This is a genomic window from Bifidobacterium primatium (assembly GCF_002802875.1).
Lineage (GTDB): Bacteria > Actinomycetota > Actinomycetes > Actinomycetales > Bifidobacteriaceae > Galliscardovia > Galliscardovia primatium.
In genome coordinates, this window is the sequence record NZ_PEBI01000001.1 from 190,669 (window position 1) to 213,749 (window position 23,081).

At 63.0% G+C, this 23,081-nt stretch carries 18 protein-coding genes; 7 read left to right on the top strand and 11 right to left on the bottom strand.

The window, feature by feature from the left end; translation table 11 throughout:
• Positions 1 to 152: 152 nt before the first annotated feature.
• The 6 genes from CS006_RS00740 to CS006_RS00765 form a co-directional block, all read right to left on the bottom strand.
• Positions 153 to 1,238: a LacI family DNA-binding transcriptional regulator gene (locus tag CS006_RS00740; protein WP_243386560.1), complete on the bottom strand. Its 1,086-nt coding sequence runs from the start codon at positions 1,236 to 1,238 to the stop codon at positions 153 to 155.
• A gap of 128 nt (positions 1,239 to 1,366) precedes the next feature.
• Entirely contained in the window at positions 1,367 to 2,452 is a 1,086-nt protein-coding gene (locus CS006_RS00745) for a LacI family DNA-binding transcriptional regulator (protein ID WP_100509896.1), read from the bottom strand.
• A gap of 214 nt (positions 2,453 to 2,666) precedes the next feature.
• Positions 2,667 to 3,494 (bottom strand): alpha/beta fold hydrolase, encoded by an 828-nt coding sequence (locus CS006_RS00750; RefSeq protein ID WP_100509897.1) that lies wholly within the window; start codon positions 3,492 to 3,494, stop codon positions 2,667 to 2,669.
• An 8-nt stretch (positions 3,495 to 3,502) separates the two neighbouring features.
• Positions 3,503 to 4,396: a carbohydrate ABC transporter permease gene (locus tag CS006_RS00755; protein WP_100509898.1), complete on the bottom strand. Its 894-nt coding sequence runs from the start codon at positions 4,394 to 4,396 to the stop codon at positions 3,503 to 3,505.
• Positions 4,397 to 4,402: 6 nt separating this feature from the next.
• Positions 4,403 to 5,368: a carbohydrate ABC transporter permease gene (locus CS006_RS00760; RefSeq protein WP_100509899.1), complete on the bottom strand. Its 966-nt coding sequence runs from the start codon at positions 5,366 to 5,368 to the stop codon at positions 4,403 to 4,405.
• A gap of 187 nt (positions 5,369 to 5,555) precedes the next feature.
• Positions 5,556 to 6,875 carry an ABC transporter substrate-binding protein gene (locus tag CS006_RS00765; RefSeq protein WP_100509900.1) on the bottom strand — a complete coding sequence of 440 codons (1,320 nt, stop codon included), beginning with the start codon at positions 6,873 to 6,875 and terminating at the stop codon, positions 5,556 to 5,558.
• Between the two features lie 288 nt (positions 6,876 to 7,163).
• On the opposite strand from CS006_RS00765, the gene CS006_RS00770 reads away from it, so the two are divergent.
• The 4 genes from CS006_RS00770 (at position 7,164) to CS006_RS11010 (ending at position 13,145) form a co-directional block, all read left to right on the top strand.
• A complete protein-coding gene (locus CS006_RS00770; RefSeq protein ID WP_100509901.1) occupies positions 7,164 to 10,208 on the top strand; it encodes an InlB B-repeat-containing protein in 3,045 nt (1,014 codons plus the stop codon).
• Between the two features lie 361 nt (positions 10,209 to 10,569).
• Entirely contained in the window at positions 10,570 to 11,964 is a 1,395-nt protein-coding gene (locus CS006_RS00775) for an MFS transporter (protein ID WP_100510423.1), read from the top strand.
• Between the two features lie 869 nt (positions 11,965 to 12,833).
• Entirely contained in the window at positions 12,834 to 12,959 is a 126-nt protein-coding gene (locus CS006_RS11005) for a hypothetical protein (protein WP_279324810.1), read from the top strand.
• A gap of 63 nt (positions 12,960 to 13,022) precedes the next feature.
• On the top strand, positions 13,023 to 13,145 hold the full coding sequence (locus CS006_RS11010) for a hypothetical protein (RefSeq protein WP_263863965.1): 123 nt from the start codon (positions 13,023 to 13,025) through the stop codon (positions 13,143 to 13,145).
• A gap of 637 nt (positions 13,146 to 13,782) precedes the next feature.
• On the opposite strand, the gene CS006_RS00780 is transcribed toward CS006_RS11010, so the two are convergent.
• On the bottom strand, positions 13,783 to 14,688 hold the full coding sequence (locus CS006_RS00780; RefSeq protein ID WP_100509902.1) for a deoxyribonuclease IV: 906 nt from the start codon (positions 14,686 to 14,688) through the stop codon (positions 13,783 to 13,785).
• 542 nt (positions 14,689 to 15,230) lie between these two features.
• Between CS006_RS00780 and CS006_RS11015 the strand changes: the two genes are divergently transcribed.
• Together CS006_RS11015 and CS006_RS00785 are read left to right on the top strand one after the other, a co-directional pair.
• Positions 15,231 to 15,356 carry a hypothetical protein gene (locus CS006_RS11015; RefSeq protein ID WP_279324811.1) on the top strand — a complete coding sequence of 42 codons (126 nt, stop codon included), beginning with the start codon at positions 15,231 to 15,233 and terminating at the stop codon, positions 15,354 to 15,356.
• A 515-nt stretch (positions 15,357 to 15,871) separates the two neighbouring features.
• Positions 15,872 to 16,171, top strand: a complete 300-nt coding sequence (locus CS006_RS00785) for a hypothetical protein (protein WP_100509903.1) — start codon at positions 15,872 to 15,874, stop codon at positions 16,169 to 16,171.
• Positions 16,172 to 16,862: 691 nt separating this feature from the next.
• Here the strand turns inward: CS006_RS00785 and purK are convergent.
• The 4 genes from purK to CS006_RS00805 all read right to left on the bottom strand — a co-directional run bounded on the left by purK (position 16,863) and on the right by CS006_RS00805 (position 20,910).
• Entirely contained in the window at positions 16,863 to 18,032 is a 1,170-nt protein-coding gene (purK, locus tag CS006_RS00790; RefSeq protein ID WP_100509904.1) for a 5-(carboxyamino)imidazole ribonucleotide synthase, read from the bottom strand.
• A complete protein-coding gene (gene purE / locus CS006_RS00795; protein WP_100510424.1) occupies positions 18,016 to 18,513 on the bottom strand; it encodes a 5-(carboxyamino)imidazole ribonucleotide mutase in 498 nt (165 codons plus the stop codon). Before purE ends, purK begins: the two co-directional genes overlap by 17 nt.
• A gap of 79 nt (positions 18,514 to 18,592) precedes the next feature.
• Complete coding sequence (locus CS006_RS00800; protein ID WP_100509905.1) at positions 18,593 to 19,669, bottom strand: methionine ABC transporter ATP-binding protein; 1,077 nt, start codon at positions 19,667 to 19,669, stop codon at positions 18,593 to 18,595.
• A gap of 251 nt (positions 19,670 to 19,920) precedes the next feature.
• Entirely contained in the window at positions 19,921 to 20,910 is a 990-nt protein-coding gene (locus tag CS006_RS00805) for a zinc-binding dehydrogenase (protein ID WP_100509906.1), read from the bottom strand.
• Between the two features lie 219 nt (positions 20,911 to 21,129).
• On the opposite strand from CS006_RS00805, the gene CS006_RS00810 reads away from it, so the two are divergent.
• Positions 21,130 to 23,067 (top strand): 1-deoxy-D-xylulose-5-phosphate synthase, encoded by a 1,938-nt coding sequence (locus tag CS006_RS00810; protein ID WP_100509907.1) that lies wholly within the window; start codon positions 21,130 to 21,132, stop codon positions 23,065 to 23,067.
• Positions 23,068 to 23,081 lie beyond the last annotated feature (14 nt).

The following is a 23,081-nucleotide window of genomic DNA, read 5'->3' on the forward strand; positions in this document are numbered from 1 at the left end:
ATTCCGCCCTACCGGAAAACATCTATGTAACCGGTTTCAAAGCAGACTACCCCAGTATACAACGCCAAATGAGTCAGCGGCGCCGGGCGAGTGCGAAGGACATCCGAGATAGGCAGGGCATCGAACTTCGGAAGAAGACGACGGCACGCCGGCTAGCGTCTCGGCAGCGAATCGCGCAGAATGACGTCGGGCCTGGCATGCAGGAAGATGAGACGATGGCCGAGACTCCGGTATTCGTCATCACTGAGCAGTACGTTCTCCACGGCCGCCTTCCCCATGTCCTGCAGCGGCAGATGCACGGTGGTCAACGCCGGGTAGACGTCGACGGCGTAGGGGATGTCGCCGAAGCCGGTGACGCCCACCTGTCGCCCCGGTTCGATGCCTGCGGCACGCAGCGCGGTCATGGCGCCGATGGCCATGACGTCGTTCAGCGCCACGACGCAATCCGCGCCGGCACCGCCGTAGAGCGCCCCCTCCCCTGGCGGAAGCAACCGGTCGCGAATCATCTGCGAGACGACTGCGAAACCGGTCTCACGACGAAACCCGCCATTGGCCACGGCGCGCGGATCGATGTCGACGCCGCCTTCGGCAAGCGCCTTGACCACGCCACGGTACCGCTGGCCGGAGGAACGGTACCCGTCATTGCCCTTGAGTATCACCGGCCGACGATATCCGGCATCCCGCAGCAGTTTTCCGATGGCATGGCCCCCGTCCTCGTTGCCCACGTCGATGGCCGGGAACGGCATGTCGCGGTCGAGAACGAACACGACGCGGCCGCCGGCGTCGGAGTAGCGCTTCAGCTCCTGTTGGAGTTCCTGCCTCGTATGGTCGTTGACGTTCTCGCTTTCCGAGATGATGATGCCGCGTGGCCGGGAGGCGATGAACCCGCTGATGCGATCCAATTCCTCGGCGCCGTCCGATGCCACGCCGATGGCGACGTCGACGCCGCGTTCGGACGCCGCCTTGACGACACCCTGCGAGACGCCGGCGAAATACGGGTCGGAGATGTCGGAGACCAGCAGCGCGATGTTCGACGACGAGCCCTTGGCCACGGCCTGCGCGAAGGCGTTGGGCCGGTAGTTGAGCCGCCGTGCCGCCGCCGTCACCTTGGCGTAGGAGTCTTTGCGCACCTTGCGTGTGCCGCCGTTGAGCGCGCGCGACGCGGTGGCGATGGAGACGCCGGCCTCCCTGGCCACGTCCATAAGCGTCGCCGCCCTGCCATGATGACCCGTCGTCATCGCCGTCCATCCTCCATATGCATGTATCCGACACTTCTCCGGCATCCTGTGACGATGCCGCGGTAAACGATTGCCGTACCAATGACGAAGTCTAGCACCGCCGCCCTGCCAGGCAGAGCGACCCGACTTCACCGAGCCGGGACCACGGCGACGGAGCCGCGGATCTTCAGCTGCGTGGGCATGGTCACGTCGTGTCCGAGCCCGTCGAGACCGAGCTTGACCGCCATATGGCCCATGTTGGCGAACGGCGCGTGCACGGTGGTCATCGGCACGACCAGATCCTCGGCGAAGGGCATGTCGTCGAAGCCGCCGACGGAGACGTCGCCGGGCACGCTCTTGCCGAGCTTGTGCAGCGCGGCGATGGTGTACAGCGCCATGGCGTCGGTGACGGCGACGACGGCCGTGCAGCCGGGAACCATGGGATAGGCGGCCATCACGTTCGCGATGACGCTGTCGCGGTCGTCGTCGATGGGTACGTTGATGCGGTCGTCATAGGGTATGCCGGCCTCGCGCAATGCGCGCAGGAAACCGTCGTATCGTGCGTTGAACACGCTGGAGTCGGGTTTCCTGCCGACGAACATGAACGACCGGTGACCGAGCGAGATCATGTATTTCGTCATCTCGTAGGTGCCGCTTTCGTTGGCGTAGTCCACGACGGCGATGCGCGGGTCGAGGCCCATGCGGGGACGGGCGAGCACCACCACGTCGGTGCCGACGGAGGCGAACTTGTCGACGTAGTCGTTGAGGACGTCGTTGACCGGCGCGCCGATGACGTCGCTGGCGGTCAGGACGACCAGTCGCGACCGCTGGGAGAGCAGGTTGTCGAATATGGGTTCGGGATCGTCCCAGTTGCCGCCGGTGGACTGCAGGCGGAACGTCATGTTCCGGTCGGCGGTCTCGCGCTCCACGCCGGCGGTCATCTCGCCGTAGGTGCCGCCGTAGATGTGGTCCACGACCAGGGTGACGGAGTTGGGCGGCGTGGTGAGCGCCAGGGCGTGCGCGTTGGGGATGTAGCCGAGCTCCTCGATGACCTTCCGCACCTTGGCGCGCGTGGCCTCGGAGACGCGGTTGCCGCCGCGCATCACGCGCGAGACGGTGGCGGTGGAGACGCCGGCCGCTTCGGCGATGTCGCGGATGTTGACGTTGCCGGTTCGGGCGGGACCGGGGCCGTGATGCCTTGCCTCGTCGCCTTCGGACTGCTCATAGCGACTCATGTCGTCCCTCCGTTTGGTGTCGTGATGACCGCCGCCGCGGAATCGTCGTCACCGATTCCGACGTCGCGGTCGTCATTGTTGTGCTGTTGTAGTGTAACTGATTTCCTTTACAAAAGCGGCGGCATCGGAAGGAGTCGATGCCGCCGCATTCAGCATGGTGGTGGATGTGCTGAAACTTGTTACATTGCCGTCGTCGTTTTCGATGGCGGTTCGGTCAGACACCCGCCGTAGCGAGTGGCTGGCTTCGTACGGACGCGGCCTCACCGCCGTCGCCGGACGTGTCGGCCAGGCCGTGTTCCACGGCCCATCGTACGGTCTCGTCGGAGAACCGTCCCGGATCCTCCATGTGCATGAAGTGACCGTGGTCGGATGCCCATAGCGAGATCTCGACGTCCAGCCCCTCCGGGTCGCAGGCCCGTTCGTAGTCGCCGCGCGACTGGCTGGTGTAGAAGCCGAGCACGGGCCTCGTGCGGCGTTTCGCCACTTCCGGCGTATGGCCGCGCAGGCCGAACGACCCCTCCTCCAGATATTCGGAGGAGAAGTAGTCGGCGAGCGCCGTTCCGTTCGTCCGGTCGGCGTCGTCCATGATGGCCCTGCGGCTTTCGTCCGGCAGGTACTTGGAGAACGCGCCCTGGATGAATTCGTTCATGGCGCCGTGCGGGTCGGCACGGAAGGCGTCGAGGGTGCGGCGCATCCTTTCCACGTCGGCCGGCGAGTCGTCGCCGTTGTATGCGGGGTCGATGACGACCTCCCCGTCGATGAGTTCGGGGTGGTCGGCGTTGACCAGCATGGACAGCTGCCCTCCCATGGAGTGGGCGATGAGCAGGGTTCGGGCGCCCGTCGGCACGTTCTCGCGAATGTAGGCGGCGAGGTCCTCGGCAGCGGACGGAATGGTCCACGGCCCTTCCTGCGCACGCTCGGCGTGGCCGGGAAGCGTGTAGGCGAGCACCTTCCACGATTCGGGCCATCGCACCGGCTCCCAGGTCTTCGGGGAGCCGCCCCATCCGTGGACGAGCACAGCGTATGTGGCGGAGGAAGACATCGGAGCATTCACCCCTTGACGGAGCCGAGCGCCACGCCGGACTTCCAGTAGCGCTGCATGGCGATCATCACCACGGCGAGCGGCACGATGGAGAGCACGGCGCCGGCGAGGGCGATGGTGGTCGGGTCGAACAGGGCGGTCTGCTTGGTCTGCATGAAGCTGTAGAGGCCGAGGGAGAGCGTCCACTTGTCGGAGCCGCGCAGCATCACGATCGGCAGGTAGAAATTGTTCCAGTTGAGCACGAAGGTGAGGATGAAGATGGTGGCGGCCGGGGTGGAGAGCAGCGGCAGCACGATCTTGCCGAAGATGAACAGCTCGCCGGCGCCGTCCACGCGGGCGGCCTCGAGCAGTTCGTCGGGCACGGAGCCGTCGATGTACACCTTGGCGAGGTAGACGTCGAACGCGTTGATGAAGAACGGCACGAGCACGGCCCAGATGGTGTCGGTCATGTGCACGGCGGAGAACATGAGGTACATCGGCATGGTGAGCAGTGCGGCCGGGATGAGGAACGAGCACATGACGAGGCCCATGCCCACTCCCCTGCCGGGGTACCTGAACTTGCTCAGCGAGTAGCCGGCGGCCAGCGAGATGACCATGCAGATGAGGGAGCCGAGGCCGGCGTAGAGGATGGAGTTCCACATCCACTTGAAGAACAGGCCGTTCTCGTAGGTGAACAGCTGCTGGAAGTTCTGCACGATGTTGTTCGTGTGGCCGAACCACAGGCCGTTGGTGTTGTAGAGGTCGACGCGGGTCTTGGTGACGGAGACGACGAGCCACCACAGCGGGGCGCATGCGTAGAAGGCCATGATGATGAGCACGATGAGCACGCCGAGACGGGTGCGCTTGTTGCCCATGCCCTTGATCCCCTTGCCGGGAGCGTGATTGGCGGTTGCGGATGTCATAACGTATCACTTCTTCCTGTTCGAGAATCCGTAGATGAGTGCGGAGAGGATGCCGATAACGATGGCGAGGACCACGGAGAGCGCGGCCGCGTAGTTGTAGTCGCCGCCTGCGGTGAACGTGTAGTTGTAGATGGTCATGATCGGCGTGAAGTTGGCGGTCACGGTCTGCGGGGATGCGGAGCGGAACAGCAGCGGCTGGTCGAACAGCTGGAGCATGCCGATGAAGGAGAGCAGGCCGGTGAGCACAAGGGATCCCTTGATCTGCGGGATCTTGATGGACCAGGCGATGCGCAGCTCGCTGGCGCCGTCCACGCGGGCGGCCTCGAGCAGCGCCGGGTCGAGCGCGGTGAGGGAGCCGTAGAGGATCAGCATGTTGAAGCCGACCTGGGTCCACAGCAGCAGGTTGGCCATGGAGACCCACAGCATGCCGGGGCTGAAGAAGTTGACGTCGAGGCCGAAGATCATGAAGAACTTGCGCAGCGGGCCGATGTCGGGAGAGTAGAGGTACACCCACATCAGCGTGGAGACGATGGTCGGCACCATGTACGGGATGAGCAGGATGAAGCGGAAGGCCTTCTTGGCCTTGGCCTTGGCGGTGTCGATGAGCAGCGCCTCGAGCAGGGCGAAGCCCATGATGATCGGCACGACGACGACGGAGTAGATGGCCACGCGCCCCATGCCGACCCAGAAGTCGTGGTCCTGCATGACCCGTGCGTACTGGCTCAGGCCAGCGAAGTGCAGGGTGGGCTCGCCGATGCCGAGGCCGCTGGACTGCCTCTTGAAGAGGCTTTCGTAGATGGCGTAGAACAGGGGGATGATGAAGACGAAGAGGAAGCCCACGAAGAACGGCAGTCCGAACAGCGCGCCCTTGTAGCCGAGGCGCCTCTGCCATGACGGCGTCTTGTTCTCTCGCGCATGGGCCGAGGACTTCGCCGCCGTGGATGCGTGGACCGAAGATGTTACGGCACTCACAATCCAACTCCTAACGATGAATGGTGCATCGGCGAATCGTCGGAATCAACGGACGCTGGCCGATGGAAATGAATGGGATGAATGGTTTTCGGGAAAAGGAATGCCGTCGAGTGGAAGAAAGGAGAAACCCGACGGCATTCGTTATGAGGAGGAGAGATGGTAGGTCTCGGTCAGACTCGGATTCGGATCAGTTGGCGGATTCGACGCTGATGCCCTTGTCCTTGAGGTCCTTGACGGTCCATGCCTGGACGTTGTCGAGCATCTGGTCGGCGGTGATCTTCTTCTGGGTGAACTGCGCCCACTGGTCCTGCAGCTGCTTGAACATGGAGCTCCAGTTCACGCCGGTGGTGTAGGGGGCGAGGGTCTTGTCGGCCTCTTCGACCACCTTGGCGGCGTTGTCGTTGTCGTCGAGCAGCTTGTCGGGCAGGGAGTCCTTGACGTACTTGCTGGCGTCGGTGACGGCCGGGAAGGCGCCGGAGCCGGTCTGGGCGTTGGCGGCGGTCTTGATGGCGGTGTCGTTGGTGGCCAGCCAGGTGGCGAACTCGACGGCGGCCTGCGGGTTCTTCGCGCCCTTCGGCACGCCGTTGCCCTGCGCGTTCAGCGGGGTGACGACGTCGGAGCTGGCGGATTCCTTCGGCCATGCGACGGCGTGCCAGTCACCGAGCGACTTGGAGAAGTTCTGCTGGTAGGCGGACAGCTGCCAGGTGGAGGTGCCGACCGTGGCGAGGTTGCCGGACTGGAAGTACTGCATCAGGGCGTCCCATTCGACGTAGGTCTTCTGGGAGAACATGTCGTTGTCGACGATCTGCTGCAGGTAGGCGGCGGCCTTCTTGGTCTCCGGGCCGTTGATGTCGACGACCCACTTGTCGCCCTTGGTGGAGTACCACTTGGCGCCGAACTGCTGGGCCATGAGCACCAGCTGCGACGGATCCTCGCCGGGCAGGTTGATGAGCTTGATGTCCTTGTTCTTGGCCTTGAGGGTCTTGCCTGCGGCGATCATCTCGTCCCAGGTGGTCGGGGCCTTGACGCCGGCGGCGTCGAGGGTCTTCTGGTTGACGATCATGAACTGCGGGCTGACCTTGTAGGGGATGACCGCGAGCTGGTCGCCGACGGTGAAGGACTCGACGGCCTGCTTGGAGATCTTGGACAGGTCGGGGTTGTACTGCTTGACGTTCTGCAGCGTGCCGTCGGCCAGCAGCGAGATCGTGGAGTCCATGTTCACCTCGGTGAGGTCCGGCGCGTTGCCGGCCTTCACCGCGTTGACGAGGGCCTGCTCGGCCTTCTCCTGCGAGGCCTGCTGCTTGTAGACGACCTTGATCTTGCTCTGCGACTTGTTGAACTCGTCGGCCTGCTTCTTCTGACCCTGGTCCCAGCCCCACCATTCGATGGTGACGGGGCCGTTCGAGGTGGAGGAGCCGCTGCTCGAGCCACCGCAGGCCGCGAGCGGAGCCAACAGACCGACGGCGGCGACGGCGCTCACCGCGATCTTCATCCAACGCTTGTTCATACCGAACCCTCCTTGGTTTGGATTATGTAACTAGTTTCAACCGCGAAACAATTACAGAATAGGGCAAATTTCGGCAATCTGTCAATTTCGTTGGAATCAGCGGCGTTTCGCAGTTTTTGACGATGTTTATGGAGACCGCTATAGTGCCAGATAAGCTCGTAACTATTTACATGGACATTGGTGTTGTGAGGTCATTGACCGGCGTCTTCCGCCGGCCTCATGTGAACGGACCCGCGGGCGAAAACAACTATTTCCGAGGAAGGGAATGCTAATGACACAGCTGTCATTATGGCGACGGGCCGGCCGGGCCGGCATCGCCGCGGTCATATCCACGGCTATGGCCGTATCGGCGCTTGCGGCCGGCGGAAGCATGGCAAGCGCGACGGAGGCGGTGACGCCGCGCATCGGCGCCCCCACGGCAAGCTCCATCACGCCCGATCCGGACGGCACGGTGATCCAGATCGCAGGATCAAGGGCTCCGACGGCGGCTACCTCGCCGTGCGCCAGAACGACGGTGCCGTCTACTCCACCAAGGACGCCTCCGAGGCGTCGGTGTTCAACGTCATCGAATACAAGTACAAGTACCAGGACTACGTGACCGGAACCGACACCATCCCCGCCGAGACCTTCGGCTCCATGGTCACCACGTACTCCTTCCAGGACACTCGCTCCGGCCAGTACCTGACCATCCAGAACTACCGTGAGAAGAACACGGTGGCCGCCAAGTACTACAACGACGACCCCACCTGGGGCTCGACCGTGTACGACATCTACGCCACCGCCGGCTACGTGGGCTACAACGAGCGCTTCTACATGGACCGGAACACCGCCGACGGCAGCTGGGCCATCACCACGCACATGAACTCCGAGCGCGACATCAAGCCCGGCGACGAAAGCGACGGCAAGTCGTTCGCCAAGTACCAGACCAAGCTTTCCGGCACCCGATTCGTCACCTTCAACACCCAGGCGAGCACCCCCGACAAGGCCCCCTATCGCGTGACCTTCGAGAAGGCCGACCCTCAGTCCAAGGTCGTCGCCGACAACGAGACCCGCGACTTCACCCATCCCGGCATCGCCCTCTCCGCCACCGACCTCGACACCATGAAGGCGCACGTGGCCAAGGGCGAGCAGCCATGGAAGGGCGACTTCGACAAGCTGCTGGCCGACTCGCACACCACCAACGGTCCCAAGGGCCAGAACTACACCGAGATCGGCCGCGGCTCCTACACCACCTGGGACGCCCCGCGCCGCGACCAGTTCGACAACGACGCCCAGACCGCATACAACAACGCGCTCGCCTGGGCGGTGACCGGCGAGGCCAAGTACGGCGACAAGGCCGCCGAGACCATCACCAACTGGACGCACCTCAAGGCGTTCAACGGACGCGACCGCATCCTCGGCGCCAGCATCGGCACCTACCGCCTGCTCGCCGCGGCCGAAATCGTGACCTACTACGACGGCGGCTACGCCGGCTTCACCAAGGACGCGCAGACCGCCCTGAAGAACGAGATGCTCGACGTGTTCTACCCCGTCATCCGCGACGGCAGCGCCCCGATGCTCGCCAACGGCAGCTGGGACGACAGCTCCATCATGACGATGATGGCCATCGGCGTCTACACCGAGAACGCGCACATCTACAACCGCGCCGTGACCATGTACCAGGACATCCACGTCAACGGCTCCATCGCCGCGTACATCAACGACGAGGGCGTCACCCAGGAGGCCGGCCGCGACATGGACCATGCGCAGCTGCCCATCGCCTGGATGGCCCAGATCTGCCTGACCGCCGAGAAGCAGGGCGATTCCAGCCTGTGGGGCCTGTACGACAACCGACTGGCCAAGGCCATGAACTGGTACGCCAAGTACAACCTCGGCCATGACGACGTGCCCTACTCCATCGTCGACAACATCTACCACCTGCGCGGACCGTTCGCCTACTGGGACAAGATCAACACGTGGATCAACGTGAGCTACCGCGGTTTCCTCGCCCCGACGTTCGAGACCGCCTACGCCCACTACAGGAACGTCGAGGGGGTCGACACCACGTGGATGGAGAAGGCCGCCCGCGCCATGCGCCCCGAAGGCTACAGCACGCTCGACTTCCTCAACTACTCCACGCTGACCAACTACAACGGCGAGGCCACGACGCCGCGCACGTTCATCCAGCTGCGCACCTCGGAGAAGCCGTGGTATCAGAACACATGGGATGAGGTCAACGCCTACCGCCCCGGCTCAGACGAACTGCCCAGCGGCGTGGACCAGACGCTGAACTCCTTCTTCTCCGTGAACGGGGACGGCACGCTCGCCATCACGTCGAAGTGGGAGAAGGCCCCGCTGTTCGAGGTCGTCAAAAACGCCGACGGCACATACTCGCTGCTCGCCACGCAGAACGGCAAGTACCTCTCCGTGACCGACGAGGCCGACGGCGCCGACCTGGTCGTCAAGGCCTCCGCCGGCACGATCGGCGACAACGAGAAGTTCGCGATCTCCGGCATCGGCGGCCCCGGCGCCACCATCAGCTCCCCCTCGCACGACAACCGTCAGCTGACAATCACCCCGAAGAGCAGCAAGGACCCGGCCAGCACCTCGCCGAAGCTGGTGCTGGGCGCAGCCGGCGTCAAGGGCTCGTTCGGCCTGATGCGCCAGGCCTCCGACATCACCGTGAAGTTCGACGCGAACGGCGGCTCCGAGGTGGCATCGCAGACCGTGCAGTGGAACGACCCCGTCGCCGAGCCCCAGGCACCGACCAGGGCCGGCTACACGTTCACCGGCTGGTACTCGGACGCCAAACTCACCCAGGCATGGGACTTCAAGACCGCCAAGGCGACCGGCGACACCACCCTCTACGCGGGCTGGGCCAAGCAGGCCGCCGGCGTGGACAAGTCCGGCCTGATCGCGCTGGTCAACAAGTACGCCGGCGTGAAGCAGGGCGACTACACCGACGCCTCGTGGGCGAAGTTCCAGGACGCGCTGGCCAAAGCCCGCAAGGCGCTTGACGCCACCACGCAGGCCCAGGTGGACCAGGCCTCCAAGGAGCTCGACGCCGCCTACAAGGCCCTTGCCACCAAGCCCGGCAACAACGGCAACGGACAGCAGCAGGGCAATGCCGGCGGCGCGCAGAAGCCCGGCAACAGCGGCCAGCAGGCGGCCGATGGCGACAGCTCCCCGAAGCCGACCAACGGCAACGCCTCCAACGCCACCGACGGCGGAAAGCCCAACACCAACGGCGGCGCGCTGGGACGTACGGGCACGGCAGTCGCCGGCCTCGTCACGGCCCTGGTGCTGTTGACGGGTGCGGGCACCGCGTTCATCGTCCGCAGGCGCCGCGCATGACCGCATGACCCGACGCTGATGGCGATGACGATTCGTCGTCATCAGCGTCTTCCATGACCCGAGAGGGCTCCGGCAGGATATGCCGGGGCCCTCTCGTCGTTCCGGACACCGCGGCCCCACGTCCGGACGTCGTCAAGGTACGACACCAGCTACCGCAAGCAGGTTGACATAAGAAAAATCTCGGTAAGCACTTTCCGTATGAAATATCTATCTGTTGCAATAATTTGCTTTTCTTACGGAAAACGCTTACTGTAACGGTAGTCATGAATCAGCGCATGCGTTCTTTCGCACCAATCCACGACCCCTGAGACGCCACGCCCAAGACCCACGGACGCGCCGGTACACATCGGAAGGAACAATGATGCTCACCCAGACCCTTGCAGCCATCGAACGATTCGGCATTCCGAAGAAACTCATAGCGGGATTCCTCACCGTCGCCGTGTTCATGACCGGCGACGGCTTCGAACTCACCTTCCTCACCAAATACATGGTGGACCACGGCTTCTCCGCCGCACAGGGATCGCTGCTCATCACCGTCTACGGCCTGTTCGCGGCCGTGGCCGGCTGGACGGCCGGCGTGCTCGCCGAGATGTTCGGCGCACGCCGCATCATGCTCATCGGCGCCTGCTGGTGGATCGGCGTGCACCTCGTCTTCCTCGAACTTGCCCTGCCGAGCGGCGTCTACCCGTTCATCCTCGCCGTGTATGCGCTGCGCGGATTCGGCTATCCGCTGTTCATCTACTCGTTCATGGTGCTGCTCGCGCAGACGGTGCGGCCCGAGCGCCTCGCCTCGGCCACGGGAGTGTTCTGGACGTGCTTCTCGCTGGGTCTCGGCGTGTTCGGCGCCTACATCCCCAGCTTCCTCATCCCTGCGGTGGGCGAATACCGCACGTTCTGGTTCGCCCTCCCCTTCTCGGTGGCCGGACTGCTGCTGTGCTTCCTCATGGTGCCCAGAACCCGCGACTCCAGGGCCGCGAAGCTCACGCACGAGGAGCGCGTCAGGGAGCTGGCGGAGGGCGTGACCATCGCGTTCCACAACCCCGGCATCGCCGTGTGCGGCATCATCCGCATGATCAACAGCCTGCTGCTCTACGGATTCCCCGTCATCATGCCGCTGTATCTGTGCGGCAGGCAGTACGGCGGCGACAGCTGGTTCCCCGTGCAGGACTGGATGCGCATCTGGGGATCGGTATTCATCGTCATGCTGTTCTTCAATGTGTTCTGGGGCTGGTTCATGGACCGTTTCGGCTGGGTGTGGCCCATGCGCTGGTTCGGCTGCGCGCTGCTCGCCGTATGCGCGCTCTCGTTCTACTACGTTCCGCGCTGGTTCGGCGCGAACGCTCCGCTGATGGTGCTCGCCGCCGTGCTCATCGGCGTCGGCACCAGCGCCTTCGCCTCCATTCCCGCCATCATGAACAGCCTCGTGCCCGACAAGCGCGGCGCGGCGCTTTCGGTCTACAACCTTTCCGCCGGCCTGGCCACGTTCGTCGGCCCCGGCATCGCCACCCTGCTGCTCTCCACGGCCGGCATCGCCGGCATCTGCTGGACGTACGCGGCGCTGTATGTGGCGGGTGCGGCGCTCACCTACACCCTGCGCCCCAAGCAGCCGGGACTGGCGAAGAGGCACATGACGGGCGCCGGGGCCAAGGCCGCCAACGTCGGCCACGGAGTCGGCGACATCACAATCGAGACCGCCGCCAAGGTGACTGCGCTTGCGCAGAACACCGCCACGGCGATAAGCGACGACACGCTATAAACAACAGTGTTTCCACAGCAATCGGGCCGGAATGCCACAGCAAGGCATTCCGGCTTTTTCATTGTGTTTGTATAGCGCTCACATGCACGAAAAACCCACATTTCATACCACCTCGACGCCATATCGAACACAATCCGACACGCCGACGAAACGGCACAATACCAACCAATCGGTAGGTACTTTTGCGCCAGCGCTTGCGCAAATTGCGCAGGTGGTCTATCGTTATTCATGTCAGCCAAACAGGGCGGACGAAAAACATGAAGGAGACAACATGAACATGAAGCATTCCATGATGCGCGGTCTGGCGCTGTACGGCGCTTCCACCATGGCCGGCATCTCCACCACGAAGCTCAACGAGACCATCCTCGACATCGCGCGCGACGAGCGCTGAGCTCATACACAGACTTTCATAACCGAATAACCAAACAGACTTTTCAATCAAGGAGAACACAATGGACTTCACCAAGGCCCTTCGCAACCTCGCTTCCTACGCCGCCGACAACATGGTCGTCGCTCCGCACTCCGTCAAGGAGATCGCCGCCTTCCACGTCGACATGGACCGCTGAACCGGCAGCAGCAAGCAATAGATAACCAACAAAGACTTTTCAATCAAGGAGAAACAACAATGAACATCAAGAGCGCTCTTCGCGGACTCGCCGCCTACGCCGCCGACAACATGACCATCGTCCCGGCCTCCCCCAAGGAAATCGCTTCCTTCCACGTCGACATGGACCGCTGAACCGCGGACCGAATCCCGACACCGAAACACTGAGACAAACCTTCCGTCCCGCACTTCGGGTACGGTACATCCCCGGCCGACAATCGCCGGCCGGTTGATTAATACGAATAGATAACTCAAGGAGTACACCATGAACATCAAGAAGAACCTGCTGCGCGGCCTCGCTCTCTACGGCGCCTCCACCATGACCACCACCCCGTCGATGAGCAAGCAGATGCTCGACACCATCCGCACCATCGAGAACGACGCCCGCTGAATCGCGGACTGAGCTTCCGACAGTTAGTCATTAATCGCAAACCATAAGCCACAAGGAGTAATCATGGGCTTCAAGAACAGCATGAAGAAGACCTTCGCCCTCATGGGTGCCGCTTCGCTCACCGCATACAACGGCCGCACCTACCAGCAGATCGCCGATTCCGTTCTGGAAGAAGACGCCCGCTGAGCTGAGGTCGAGACAGACAGGGTCTGCCGCAAGGCATGACCACGGGAACCCTTCGGGAATCCCAACAGAGAAGAAGATAAGAGGATATGCGGCCAACGGCGTCCGCGTATCGCATGTATTCGTTACATAATTTCATATGATTCAGGCGGCGTGAAGCCGCTTTTTTGTTATGTGCCCGGCAATCCCCCGGCATGGAAACTCCCAAGGAGTTGATTTTGCTTTGAGGTCAGAGGGGCGCGGCCGGCAGGGAACGGACTCTCACCCACGATTGCGAATTCCGTGGCAAAACCCGTGGCACGGAATGCTTTCTCGCAGCAATTACACGTTCCATATCGGAAAATCATGGCAGGGAACGACGGCGAAGCATGATTTACGCGTTCCGTGACGGACATTCCGCTTAATGGCCAACCAGAAACCTTGCAATCATGCGGTTTCTCATTCGCCAGTCACACCAATTATTGTCACGGAACGCCGAAATCGCAGATTCGACACTTCCGTGGCGGAATATCGTGTCACGGACTGCCGAATATCCGACGAATCGCATTTCGTGACGATATCGCAGTCCGTCACAATCCATGCCACGGAATCAGTCGCGGACCACGCTGCACGTCCATACGCGACCGACCAGCGATTCCCGTCAATCCGCGCGCAGACCACGCAGCAGGGCGATCTCCTCGCGGTGCGTGGTTTCGGTGAGCTCCTTCGTCTCGAGGATCATCGGCAGCTTCGCCATGCGAGGGTCATTGACCATCGTACGGAAGAACCCGAGGCCGAGCCTGCCTTCGCCGATGTTGGCGTGACGGTCCTTGTGCGACTCGAAACCGAACTGCGAATCATTGGCGTGGATGGCCTTGAGCCGTTCCAGACCGATGACGTCGTCGAATCGCCTCAGCACGCCGTCGAGGTCGTTCACGATGTCGTAGCCGGCGTCGTACACATGGCATGTGTCGAACGTGACGCCGATCATCGCCTTGTTCTCCACACCGTCGATGATGGAGGCGAGCTCCTCGAAGCTGCGGCCGCATTCGGTGCCCTTGCCGGCCATGGTCTCGAGCAGGATCATGATGCCGGAATCCGGGTCGGTGCCGGCAGCGCCGTCGGCGGCATCGCCATCGTCGGCGGCGAGCGCATCGAACACACGGTTGAGACCATCGGCGATGAGACGGCAGCCGGCCTCGCTCCCCTGCCCCACATGCGAACCGGGATGGATGTTGATGTATGTGCGTTGGCCGGCCGCGGCGATGGGCGCGAGCAGTTGGATGTCCTGGGCGAGCGCGTCGACGGCGAAGGCGCGTTTGGAGGCGTCCTTGCCGGCGAAGTTGTAGACGTAGGGAGCGTGCACGACCAGCGGGCCGTAGTGTTCGGCCGCCAGCTGCTCGCCGAACGCGGCGGCGCCTTCGGGCGTCAGCGCCTTCGACCGCTTGCCGTACGGCGAACGCGGGAAGAAGGCGAATGCGGTGCCGTTCTCGTCGTGAGAGCGTTCCAGCAGCTTCTTCCAGCCGCCCGAGGTCGACAGATGCGATCCGATGAAGAGCTTATCCATGTGCGGCTTCCTTCCCTGCGATATGGCAATCGTGTTCGAGACTACACCTCGTCCGAGCCCGAATCGTACACGCACCTCTGCAATCAGCGAATGGGTCTCTCGTCGTTTCCAGCCCAGCCCATCATGACCATGCGAGTTTTGTGGTTTTTCCGACGTCATATCACACCAAACAGTCTGATTTTTTAGCGAATGCCAAGCGATACCGGCCTATAAAACCACAAAACACACGAGATCAATTCAATAGGTCCTACTTCACCCGCCCGCTCATTTTCCTACCACACGATTCCAAGGCACCCATATCGCGTTAGCCACGACAACCATCATCGTAGGTAAACCCCGCGTGACAAATCGTGGCACGACTTGCTGAAACCGGTTTCAAGAGCTATATTGAGAATCGTTGGGAAGGAAAACAACGAAAGCAATACACGAGATCGTTGATTTCCGAAGGATTATTTTGAATTCATCGATAGCGTGCATCACGATTCGGGTTTTCGTTCTTAACGAAGTCAATTGATGAAGAAACACTATGAAAGGTAGCAATCATGTCTCTCAAGGATTCGATGCTTCGCGGTATGGCTCTTTACGGCAGCGCCAAGATGGCCGGAACGATGGGCTACTCCAACCACGAGATGAACGACACGATCATCAAGATCGCCCAGAATCGCTAATTCACAATCGGTGATTCATCGCGGTTCTTCCGGCGCGAGGGTTGATTCGGCGCCTTTTACGCGGTTGCAGCAGCAGTCACGCCGAATATGCGAGGGAAAGCGGACAACGGGGTCCGTCTTTTTCTTTATGGGGTTTTCCTTGACGCGTCCAACCATGGAATCCGCACTTCCAACCAATAGGATCCGTACCGATTCAGTGCACGCCCACACACCTCGCCGTAAGGCAAATGCAAGTTGTGAGGCCGTATATGCCAAAAGCATGGTTTTAGTCAGAAAACCATGACGTAATCGCAACGATTTGCGACGGTAAGCCATTTCGACCTTAACAGTAAAGCCTCACAACTCGCGTTTTCGGGATACGCGGCGATGAAAGGCAACGAAACCATTGGTATTTTAGGTCGTTCTTCGGCAGGATTCCAGTGTTTCCCCTCTGCGGCGCATAGAACGATTGACGGGTGGAAATCCACGCGAGGCCTTCTACCATAGGAGCCATGAGCATTCCAAATGAGTATCCAATGAAGCAATATCTCGGCGGCATTGTTGAAGCACTGAAGGCTGCTCCCACCAACGGCGCCAATCCGAACGACGTGGAGACGATTCGTTTCTACGGTGAGCTGGGCAACGACGCTCCCGATTCGCAGCTGCCGAACGTGCTGGTCGCCATCGCCCGCGTGACGCGCGCCGTCACCGAGGACGAGGCCGCCAAGAAGGAGTTCACGAAGGCCGGTGGATTCGGCTACGTGAAGGACGCGCAGCACGCCATCATGGCCACGCTGGACAAGGATTCCGAGGACCTCGTCAAGAAGCGCGGCTGAGCATCCGTCCGCTTCTCCGCGATTTCGCGATTCTTATTAGCAAAACCGTCGTACTGACTTCGTTGCCGGTGCGGCGGTTTTTGCGTACGCATGCGTTATAACCGACGCTGAGAGACGCTATGTGGAGGGTTTTGCGCACCAATGCGTTATAACCGACGCTACGGAACCGTATGCGGTGGTTATAACGCACACATCCGTTATAACCACCACCAAGAAGCGACAAGAGGCAGGTCTTGCGTACGCATGCGTTATAACCGACGTTGAATAACGGTGGAATGAGAATACAAGGCCGTTCCTGTTCATTGGCCCATGAACGACGAACGGGAACCAAAACGATGCCACCGCTTCCGGCTCATTCGGCACCATCCAACCGGCAGGAATCGGAACCGCACCACGAGTTGGGCGGCAGGCAACGGACGGGAACGGAAGTCGCACCACGGTTCCGGTTTGTCTGACATCGTGCGGCAAACAGGACGCAATGCAAAGCCCCGGTTCCCGTAGGTCGCACGATGGCGACGAACGGGAACCGGGGCGAAACGGCGAATCGGACACGACTCCGGGAATTCCCGTGGGAGCCCCGACCAGCTTCATCGGCTCGACGTTCCCGGAGAATCCCTCCCATGGGAGAACCCAGTCATGGCAGCCTGGCGCTCCTGCGGAGAATCTGAACTACTCCCAACGGCTCCCAGGACTACTTCAGATCGTCCCAGACGCCGGTGGCCTCAAGCTCGGCCACGGTCTTCGCGGTGTCGTCGGTGAGCACGGTGATGTGGCCCATCTTGCGGTTGTGACGCACCTGCGCCTTGCCGTAGTCGTGCACGTTCCATTCGGGATGCTCGCCGATGAGCGCGCGGCTGGGCGCCACATGCTGGCCGAGCACGTTCACCATGACGGCGGGGCTGAGCAGCTTCGGCTCGGGCAGCGGCCATCCGGCGATGCCTCGGATGTGCGCGTCGAACTGGTCGATGGAGCACGCCTCGATGGTGTAGTGGCCGGAGTTGTGCGGACGCGGCGCCAGCTCGTTGACGACCACGCGGCCGTCCTTGGTGATGAACAGCTCGATGGCGAGCGTGCCCGCCAGCTCGAAGCCTTTCGCCAGTCGCAGCGCAAGGTCGTGGGCCTGCTGATGCAGTTCGTCGCTCACCTCGGCCGGGGCTACGGTGATGTGCAGGATGTTGTTGCGATGGTCGTTGCGCACCATCGGGAACGTCACGTAGTCCTCGCCGTTGCCGGAGACCAGGATCGACGCCTCGAACGCGAAGTCGACGAAGCCCTCGAGGATGCTCGGCGGGAAGCCGCCGCCGCGGTCACCGCGGGCGCGGATCTTCTCGAGGTCGGCGTCGTTCTTCAGCACATGCTGGCCGTGGCCGTCGTAGCCGCCGGAGCGGGTCTTCAGGACGCACGGGTAATGCAGGTCGTCGATGGCGGCCTCGAGCTCGTCGAAGTCGTTGACCTCGCGCCACGGGGCGGTCTCGATGCCGTGCTTATTGATGAACGTCTTCTCGTTGATGCGGTCCTGCGTCACGCGCAGCAGGTCGGTGCCCTGCGGGGCGGCGACCAGGTGGCGCACCTCGTCGATGGAGTCGGCGTCGACGTTCTCGAACTCGTAGGTGAGCACATCGGACTTCTCGGCCAGGTCGTGGATGGCGGTCTTGTCGTCGTATTCGCCGACGACCTGGAAGTCGGCCACCTGCGCGGTCGGGCAGTCGGGGGTCGGATCGAGCACGCCGATGCGGAAGCCACGGTACTTGGCCACGATGGCCATCATACGGCCGAGCTGACCGCCGCCGACGATGCCGATGGTGGCGCCGGGCTGCAGCATCTTGACGGCGCCGTTGGTTTCCTCAGACAAGCTGGGCATTGGATTCCTCCACCTTCTTCTTCAGTTCGTCGCGGTACTCCTGCAGCTCCTTGGCCAGACGCTCGTCGGTGGTCGAGAGGATCTGCACGGCCAGCAGGCCGGCGTTCGTGGCGCCGGAGTTGCCGACGGCGGTGGTGGCGACGGGGATGCCGCCGGGCATCTGCACGATGGAGAGCAGCGAATCCCAGCCGGAGAGGGCATGGGAGCGCACCGGCACGCCAATCACGGGCAGCGTGGTCTGTGCGGCGATCATGCCGGGAAGGTGGGCGGCGCCGCCGGCACCGGCGATGATTACGTGGATGCCCTTGCTGCGCGCGGAATGGGCGAAGTCGGCCATGAGTTCCGGCGTGCGGTGGGCGGAGACCACCTGCTTGGAATACGGTACTGCGAACTTGTCGAGCATCTCGCATGCGTGCTTCATCGTCTCCCAGTCGCTGGAAGAGCCCATTACCACGGCTACGAGCGGTGCGTTTTCAGCCATCATTAACCTCCGTTGATCCGAACAGATACAACTGTACGCAACAGCGGGGAAAACGCCGGCCGCGACGAGCGGACGGCCATCAGTTCTCGGCGAGCACCTCGACCCGCACCTTCTTGGAGCGCAGGAACGCGACGGCGTCGCGGATGTTGCGCTCGGGCCCCTCAAACACACCGACGATGCCGCCGATCGGGTACTTGCCCACAATCTGCACGTCGGCGAGCATGATGTTCACGTCGATGCCGAACTTGCGGGTGATCAGCGACACCAGGGGCTCGGAGACGTCCTCGTGCACATAACGCAGACGGATGAGCTTCTGTCCGGGCCGCAGGTCGACCACGGGATCGTGGCCGGCGAGCAGCGCGTCGACCTTGCCGAGACTGGAGACCGCCTCCATGAACACGCGGGTCTGGTCGGTCTGCGGGTCGGCGAGCACGGAGAACGTGCTACCCTCCTCCACCACGAGGCCTCGGTCGAGCACGATGATATGGTCGCAGATCTCCTTCACCGTGGCGATCTCGTGGGTGGCGAGCACCACCGTGGCCCCGGATTCACGGGCGAACTGCTGGATGAGGCGAAGAATCTCACGCCCTTCGATATGGTCCTGGGCGGCGGTGACCTCGTCGAACAGCAGGATCTTCGGGCTTGATGCGAACGCGCGAGCCACGGCGGCACGCTGCAGTTCACCGCCAGAAAGCTGGGAGGGATGCGCGTCCTTCTGCGAGCGCAGGCTCACCTCGCGCAGCAGGCGCAGGGCCTTGGCGCGCGCGGCCTCGTCGGGCCGGTCGGCGTCCTCTGCCTCGCCGGCGGCGATGGCCACGGATTCGAGCACGGTGCGTTCCTCGTCGAAGGCGGGGAACACGCCGGCCCGCGAGATCTGCGTGCGGAATCGGGCGAGTGCCGGCTTGTCGAGTTTCGCGAGGTTCTCGCCGAGCACGGTGACGGTGCCGGATGTTGGCGTCAGACGGCCGTCGATGAGTTTGAGCAGGGTGCTTTTGCCGGCGCCGCCGAGTCCGATGACGCCGTAGATGCCGCCCTGTTCGAAATGCAGGGTGACGTCCTTGAGCAGGGATTTCGGCCCGTCGGCCGTCAGCACCGTTTTGGTGACGTTGGAAAGGGTTATCGCGTCGTTCTCGACTGCATCGTGTTCTTCGGCCATCGGTCGTTACCTCCCCGCCGGGCCCGTCGTCGTGCTTCGCACCGGCCGACGGGCATACGCTGTTCCATACTGAATCCCAAGGGTATTGCACTTTTCCGACCGTTTCCAGCGTGGCGGCCGGAATATCGGCGGGAAGCGTCGTGGGCGATGACCGGCCGAAAGCCGTCGACGCCTACAACCGCAACGTTTTATCGACATGATATCGATGCCGATATAAACGCGGGTTGTAGACGCCGATCAGATAATGCGAATCACACGTGGAGGACGACCTTGCCGAAGACGTCGCCGTCGAGCATCTTGCGGAATGCGACGGGCGCGTCGGCGAGCGCGTACGTGGAGTCGATGACGGGATGGATGTCGGCGTGCTCCACGAATCGCAGCAGTCGGGCGAAGTCGTCGCGCGAACCCATGGTGACGCCCTGCACACGGATGTCCTGGAAGAACACGCGCGTCAGTTCGGCGCCGGGTTGGTCGCCGGTGGTGGCGCCGCAAATGGCGATGGTGCCGCCGGGCCGCACGGACTTGACGGAATGCGACCATGTGGCCGCGCCTACGGATTCGATGACGGCGTCGACCTTGCGCGGCAGGCGCTCGCCCGGCCCGAACACGGCGTCGGCGCCGATCTCGAGGGCCTTGGCGCGCTTCTCCTCGCTGCGGGAGGTGGCGAATACTTCGAGTCCGGCCGCGTGGGCGAGCATGATGGCCGCGGTGGAGACGCCGCCGCCCGCGCCCTGCACGAGGATGGTGTCGCCGGGCTTGACGCCGGCGGCGGAGAACACAAGCGAGTAGGCGGTCAGCCAGCTGGTGCCGAGCGCCGCGGCCTCGTCCATGGTGAGGTTGGCGGGCTTGGCGAACACGTTGGCGCTGGGGACGGCGGTCTTCTCGGCCATGGTGCCGGCGTATTTTTCGGAGAGGATGGTGCGGCGCTCGCCGGGGGCCACGCCGTTGCCGTCGGTGCCGACGAACGTGTAGAGCACGACCTCCGTGCCGGCCTTGAGGCCCTTGCGCACGGGGATGTCGTCGTCGAGGATGCCGGCGGCGTCGGTGCCGAGAATCATCGGCGTCTGCTTGTCGGAGAGGCCGACGCCCTGCAGCGACCACAGGTCGTGGTGGTTCACGGTGGCTGACCTCACGGATATCGTGGACCAGTATTCACGCGGCTGCGGTTCGGGCCGCTCCCCCACGGCCAGTACGGACATCGGATCGTCATGGTTCACGTTGCTTGCGTATACGGCCCTCATCGGCTCTCCTTTCGATTACGGCGGCACGGACACGGCCGGCCGCCGGTCCTATTGTGCGGCGAAGTCGTGCGACGACACGAACGGACACGCGCGTCGTACGAATCTATACGAAGATGTTGGGGGTATTCACGGCAACCTGAATCATTCCGACGTGTTATCCGCTATGATTTCGCGGTTGGAACCTTCCCGCAGCGAGGATGACTATCGCAAAGGAGCACGATGAGCGATCTTCTGGCACATATCGACGGACCTGACGATCTGAAACGTCTGTACGTGGTGCAGTTGCCTGCTCTCGCCGACGAGATCCGCGCCGCATTGCTGAGGTATTGCGCGGCGAAGGGCGGTCATATCGGTTCCAATCTCGGCATGGTCGAGGCGACCATCGCCCTGCATTACGTGTTCGATTCGCCGCGCGACCGCATCATCTTCGACGTCTCGCACCAAAGTTACGTGCATAAGATGCTGACCGGCCGTCGCCGCGCCTTCACCGACGAGACGCGGTTCGGCTCGGCGACGGGCTTCACGAATCCCGACGAAAGCGACCATGATTCGTTCGTGCTGGGGCACACGGGCACGTCGGTCTCGCTGGCGTGCGGCATGGCGAAGGCGCGCGATCTTACGGGCGGCACGAACAACGTCGTCGCGGTGATCGGCGACGGTTCGCTGTCGAGCGCGGTGGCGTTCGAGGGGCTGAACGAGGCCGCGGAGCTGAACGGCAATCTCATCATCGTGTTCAACGACAACGAGATGTCGATCGCCGAGAACCATGGCGGCATGTATGCGGGACTGGCGGAATTGCGGAAGACGAACGGGACGTCGCCGCATAATCTGTTCCGCGATATGGGACTGGATTACCGTTATGTGGCGGACGGCAACGATACGTCCGCGCTGGTCGAGGCGTTCGAGGATGTGAAGGACTGCGACCATGCGACGGTCGTGCATATCCATACGGTGAAGGGACTGGGTCTTGACGCCGCCGAGGAGGGGCGCGTGGAGAGCAACCACTGGCATAATCCCATGCCTGCGCCCGATGCCGCGCCGGCGAAGCCGAACGCGAGGAAGACATACGGCGGCATGGCGATGGACGCGCTGGCCGCACGGTTCGATGCGGAACCCGGTCTGGTGGTCATCTCGCCGGCGACGCCCGGTTCGAACGGCATCACGCGTCAGTGGCGGGCAGCGGCCGGACGACACTACATCGACACCGGCATCACCGAGGAGCATGCGGTGACGTTCGCGGCGGGCATCGCCCGTGCGGGCGGTACGCCGGTGCTGGCGACGAGCGCCACGTTCTTCCAGCGCGCCTACGACGAGATTCATCAGGAGTTCGCGCTGAACAACGTGCCGGGCACGCTGCTGGTGTTCTCGGGTGGCATCTCCGGTGCCGACAACACGCATTCGGGCGCCGGCGACGTGATGATGTTCGGCAATGTGCCGGGGCTGACGTGTCTGGCGCCGACGAGCGGCGAGGAGATGCTGCGGATGCTGGCGTGGGCGACCGGCGACGCGCGGAGGCCGGTGGCGATTCGCATGCCTGGCGAGGCGGTGCTCGCCGGCGAGCGCGGAGGGTCGTATCCGCGGTTCGTTGCGGCCACTGCGGAATCTACCGACGTGCAGGCCGATGACGGCGTTGCGGCGAAGGCCGATAATGGGAAGGCCGGTGAGGCTGCTGCCGCGGCCGTCGAAATGACCGGCAGGTCGCGTGGGGTCGGCGAGGTGTCGGTCGACGATATCGCGGCGACGTCGGTCGACGGCGACCCGTGGGCGCGGTATACGATTACGCGATCCGGCTCGCAGGTGGCGATTCTTGGTCTCGGCAATGCGTATCCGTTGGCTGAGGAGGCCGCAGCGGCGTTGGATGACGCGGGCGTGCGGGCCACGGTCATCGACCCGCATCAGTATTCGACGATTGACGCCGCCACGTTGGACTCCCTGCGCGAACGGCATACGGTGGTCGTCACCGTCGAGGACGGCCAGCTGGAAGGCGGCTGGGGCGGCAAGATCGCCTCGTATTACGGTGATTCCCCGATGCGCGTACTCAATTTCGGCGCGCGCAAGGAGGTCACGGACCGTATTCCGTTGGACGTGCTGCGGAAGCGCTACCGACTCACCGCCGGCGACATCGCCGACGCGGTACTGTCGGCGTTACGCGGCTGACATCCAGTTCCGGC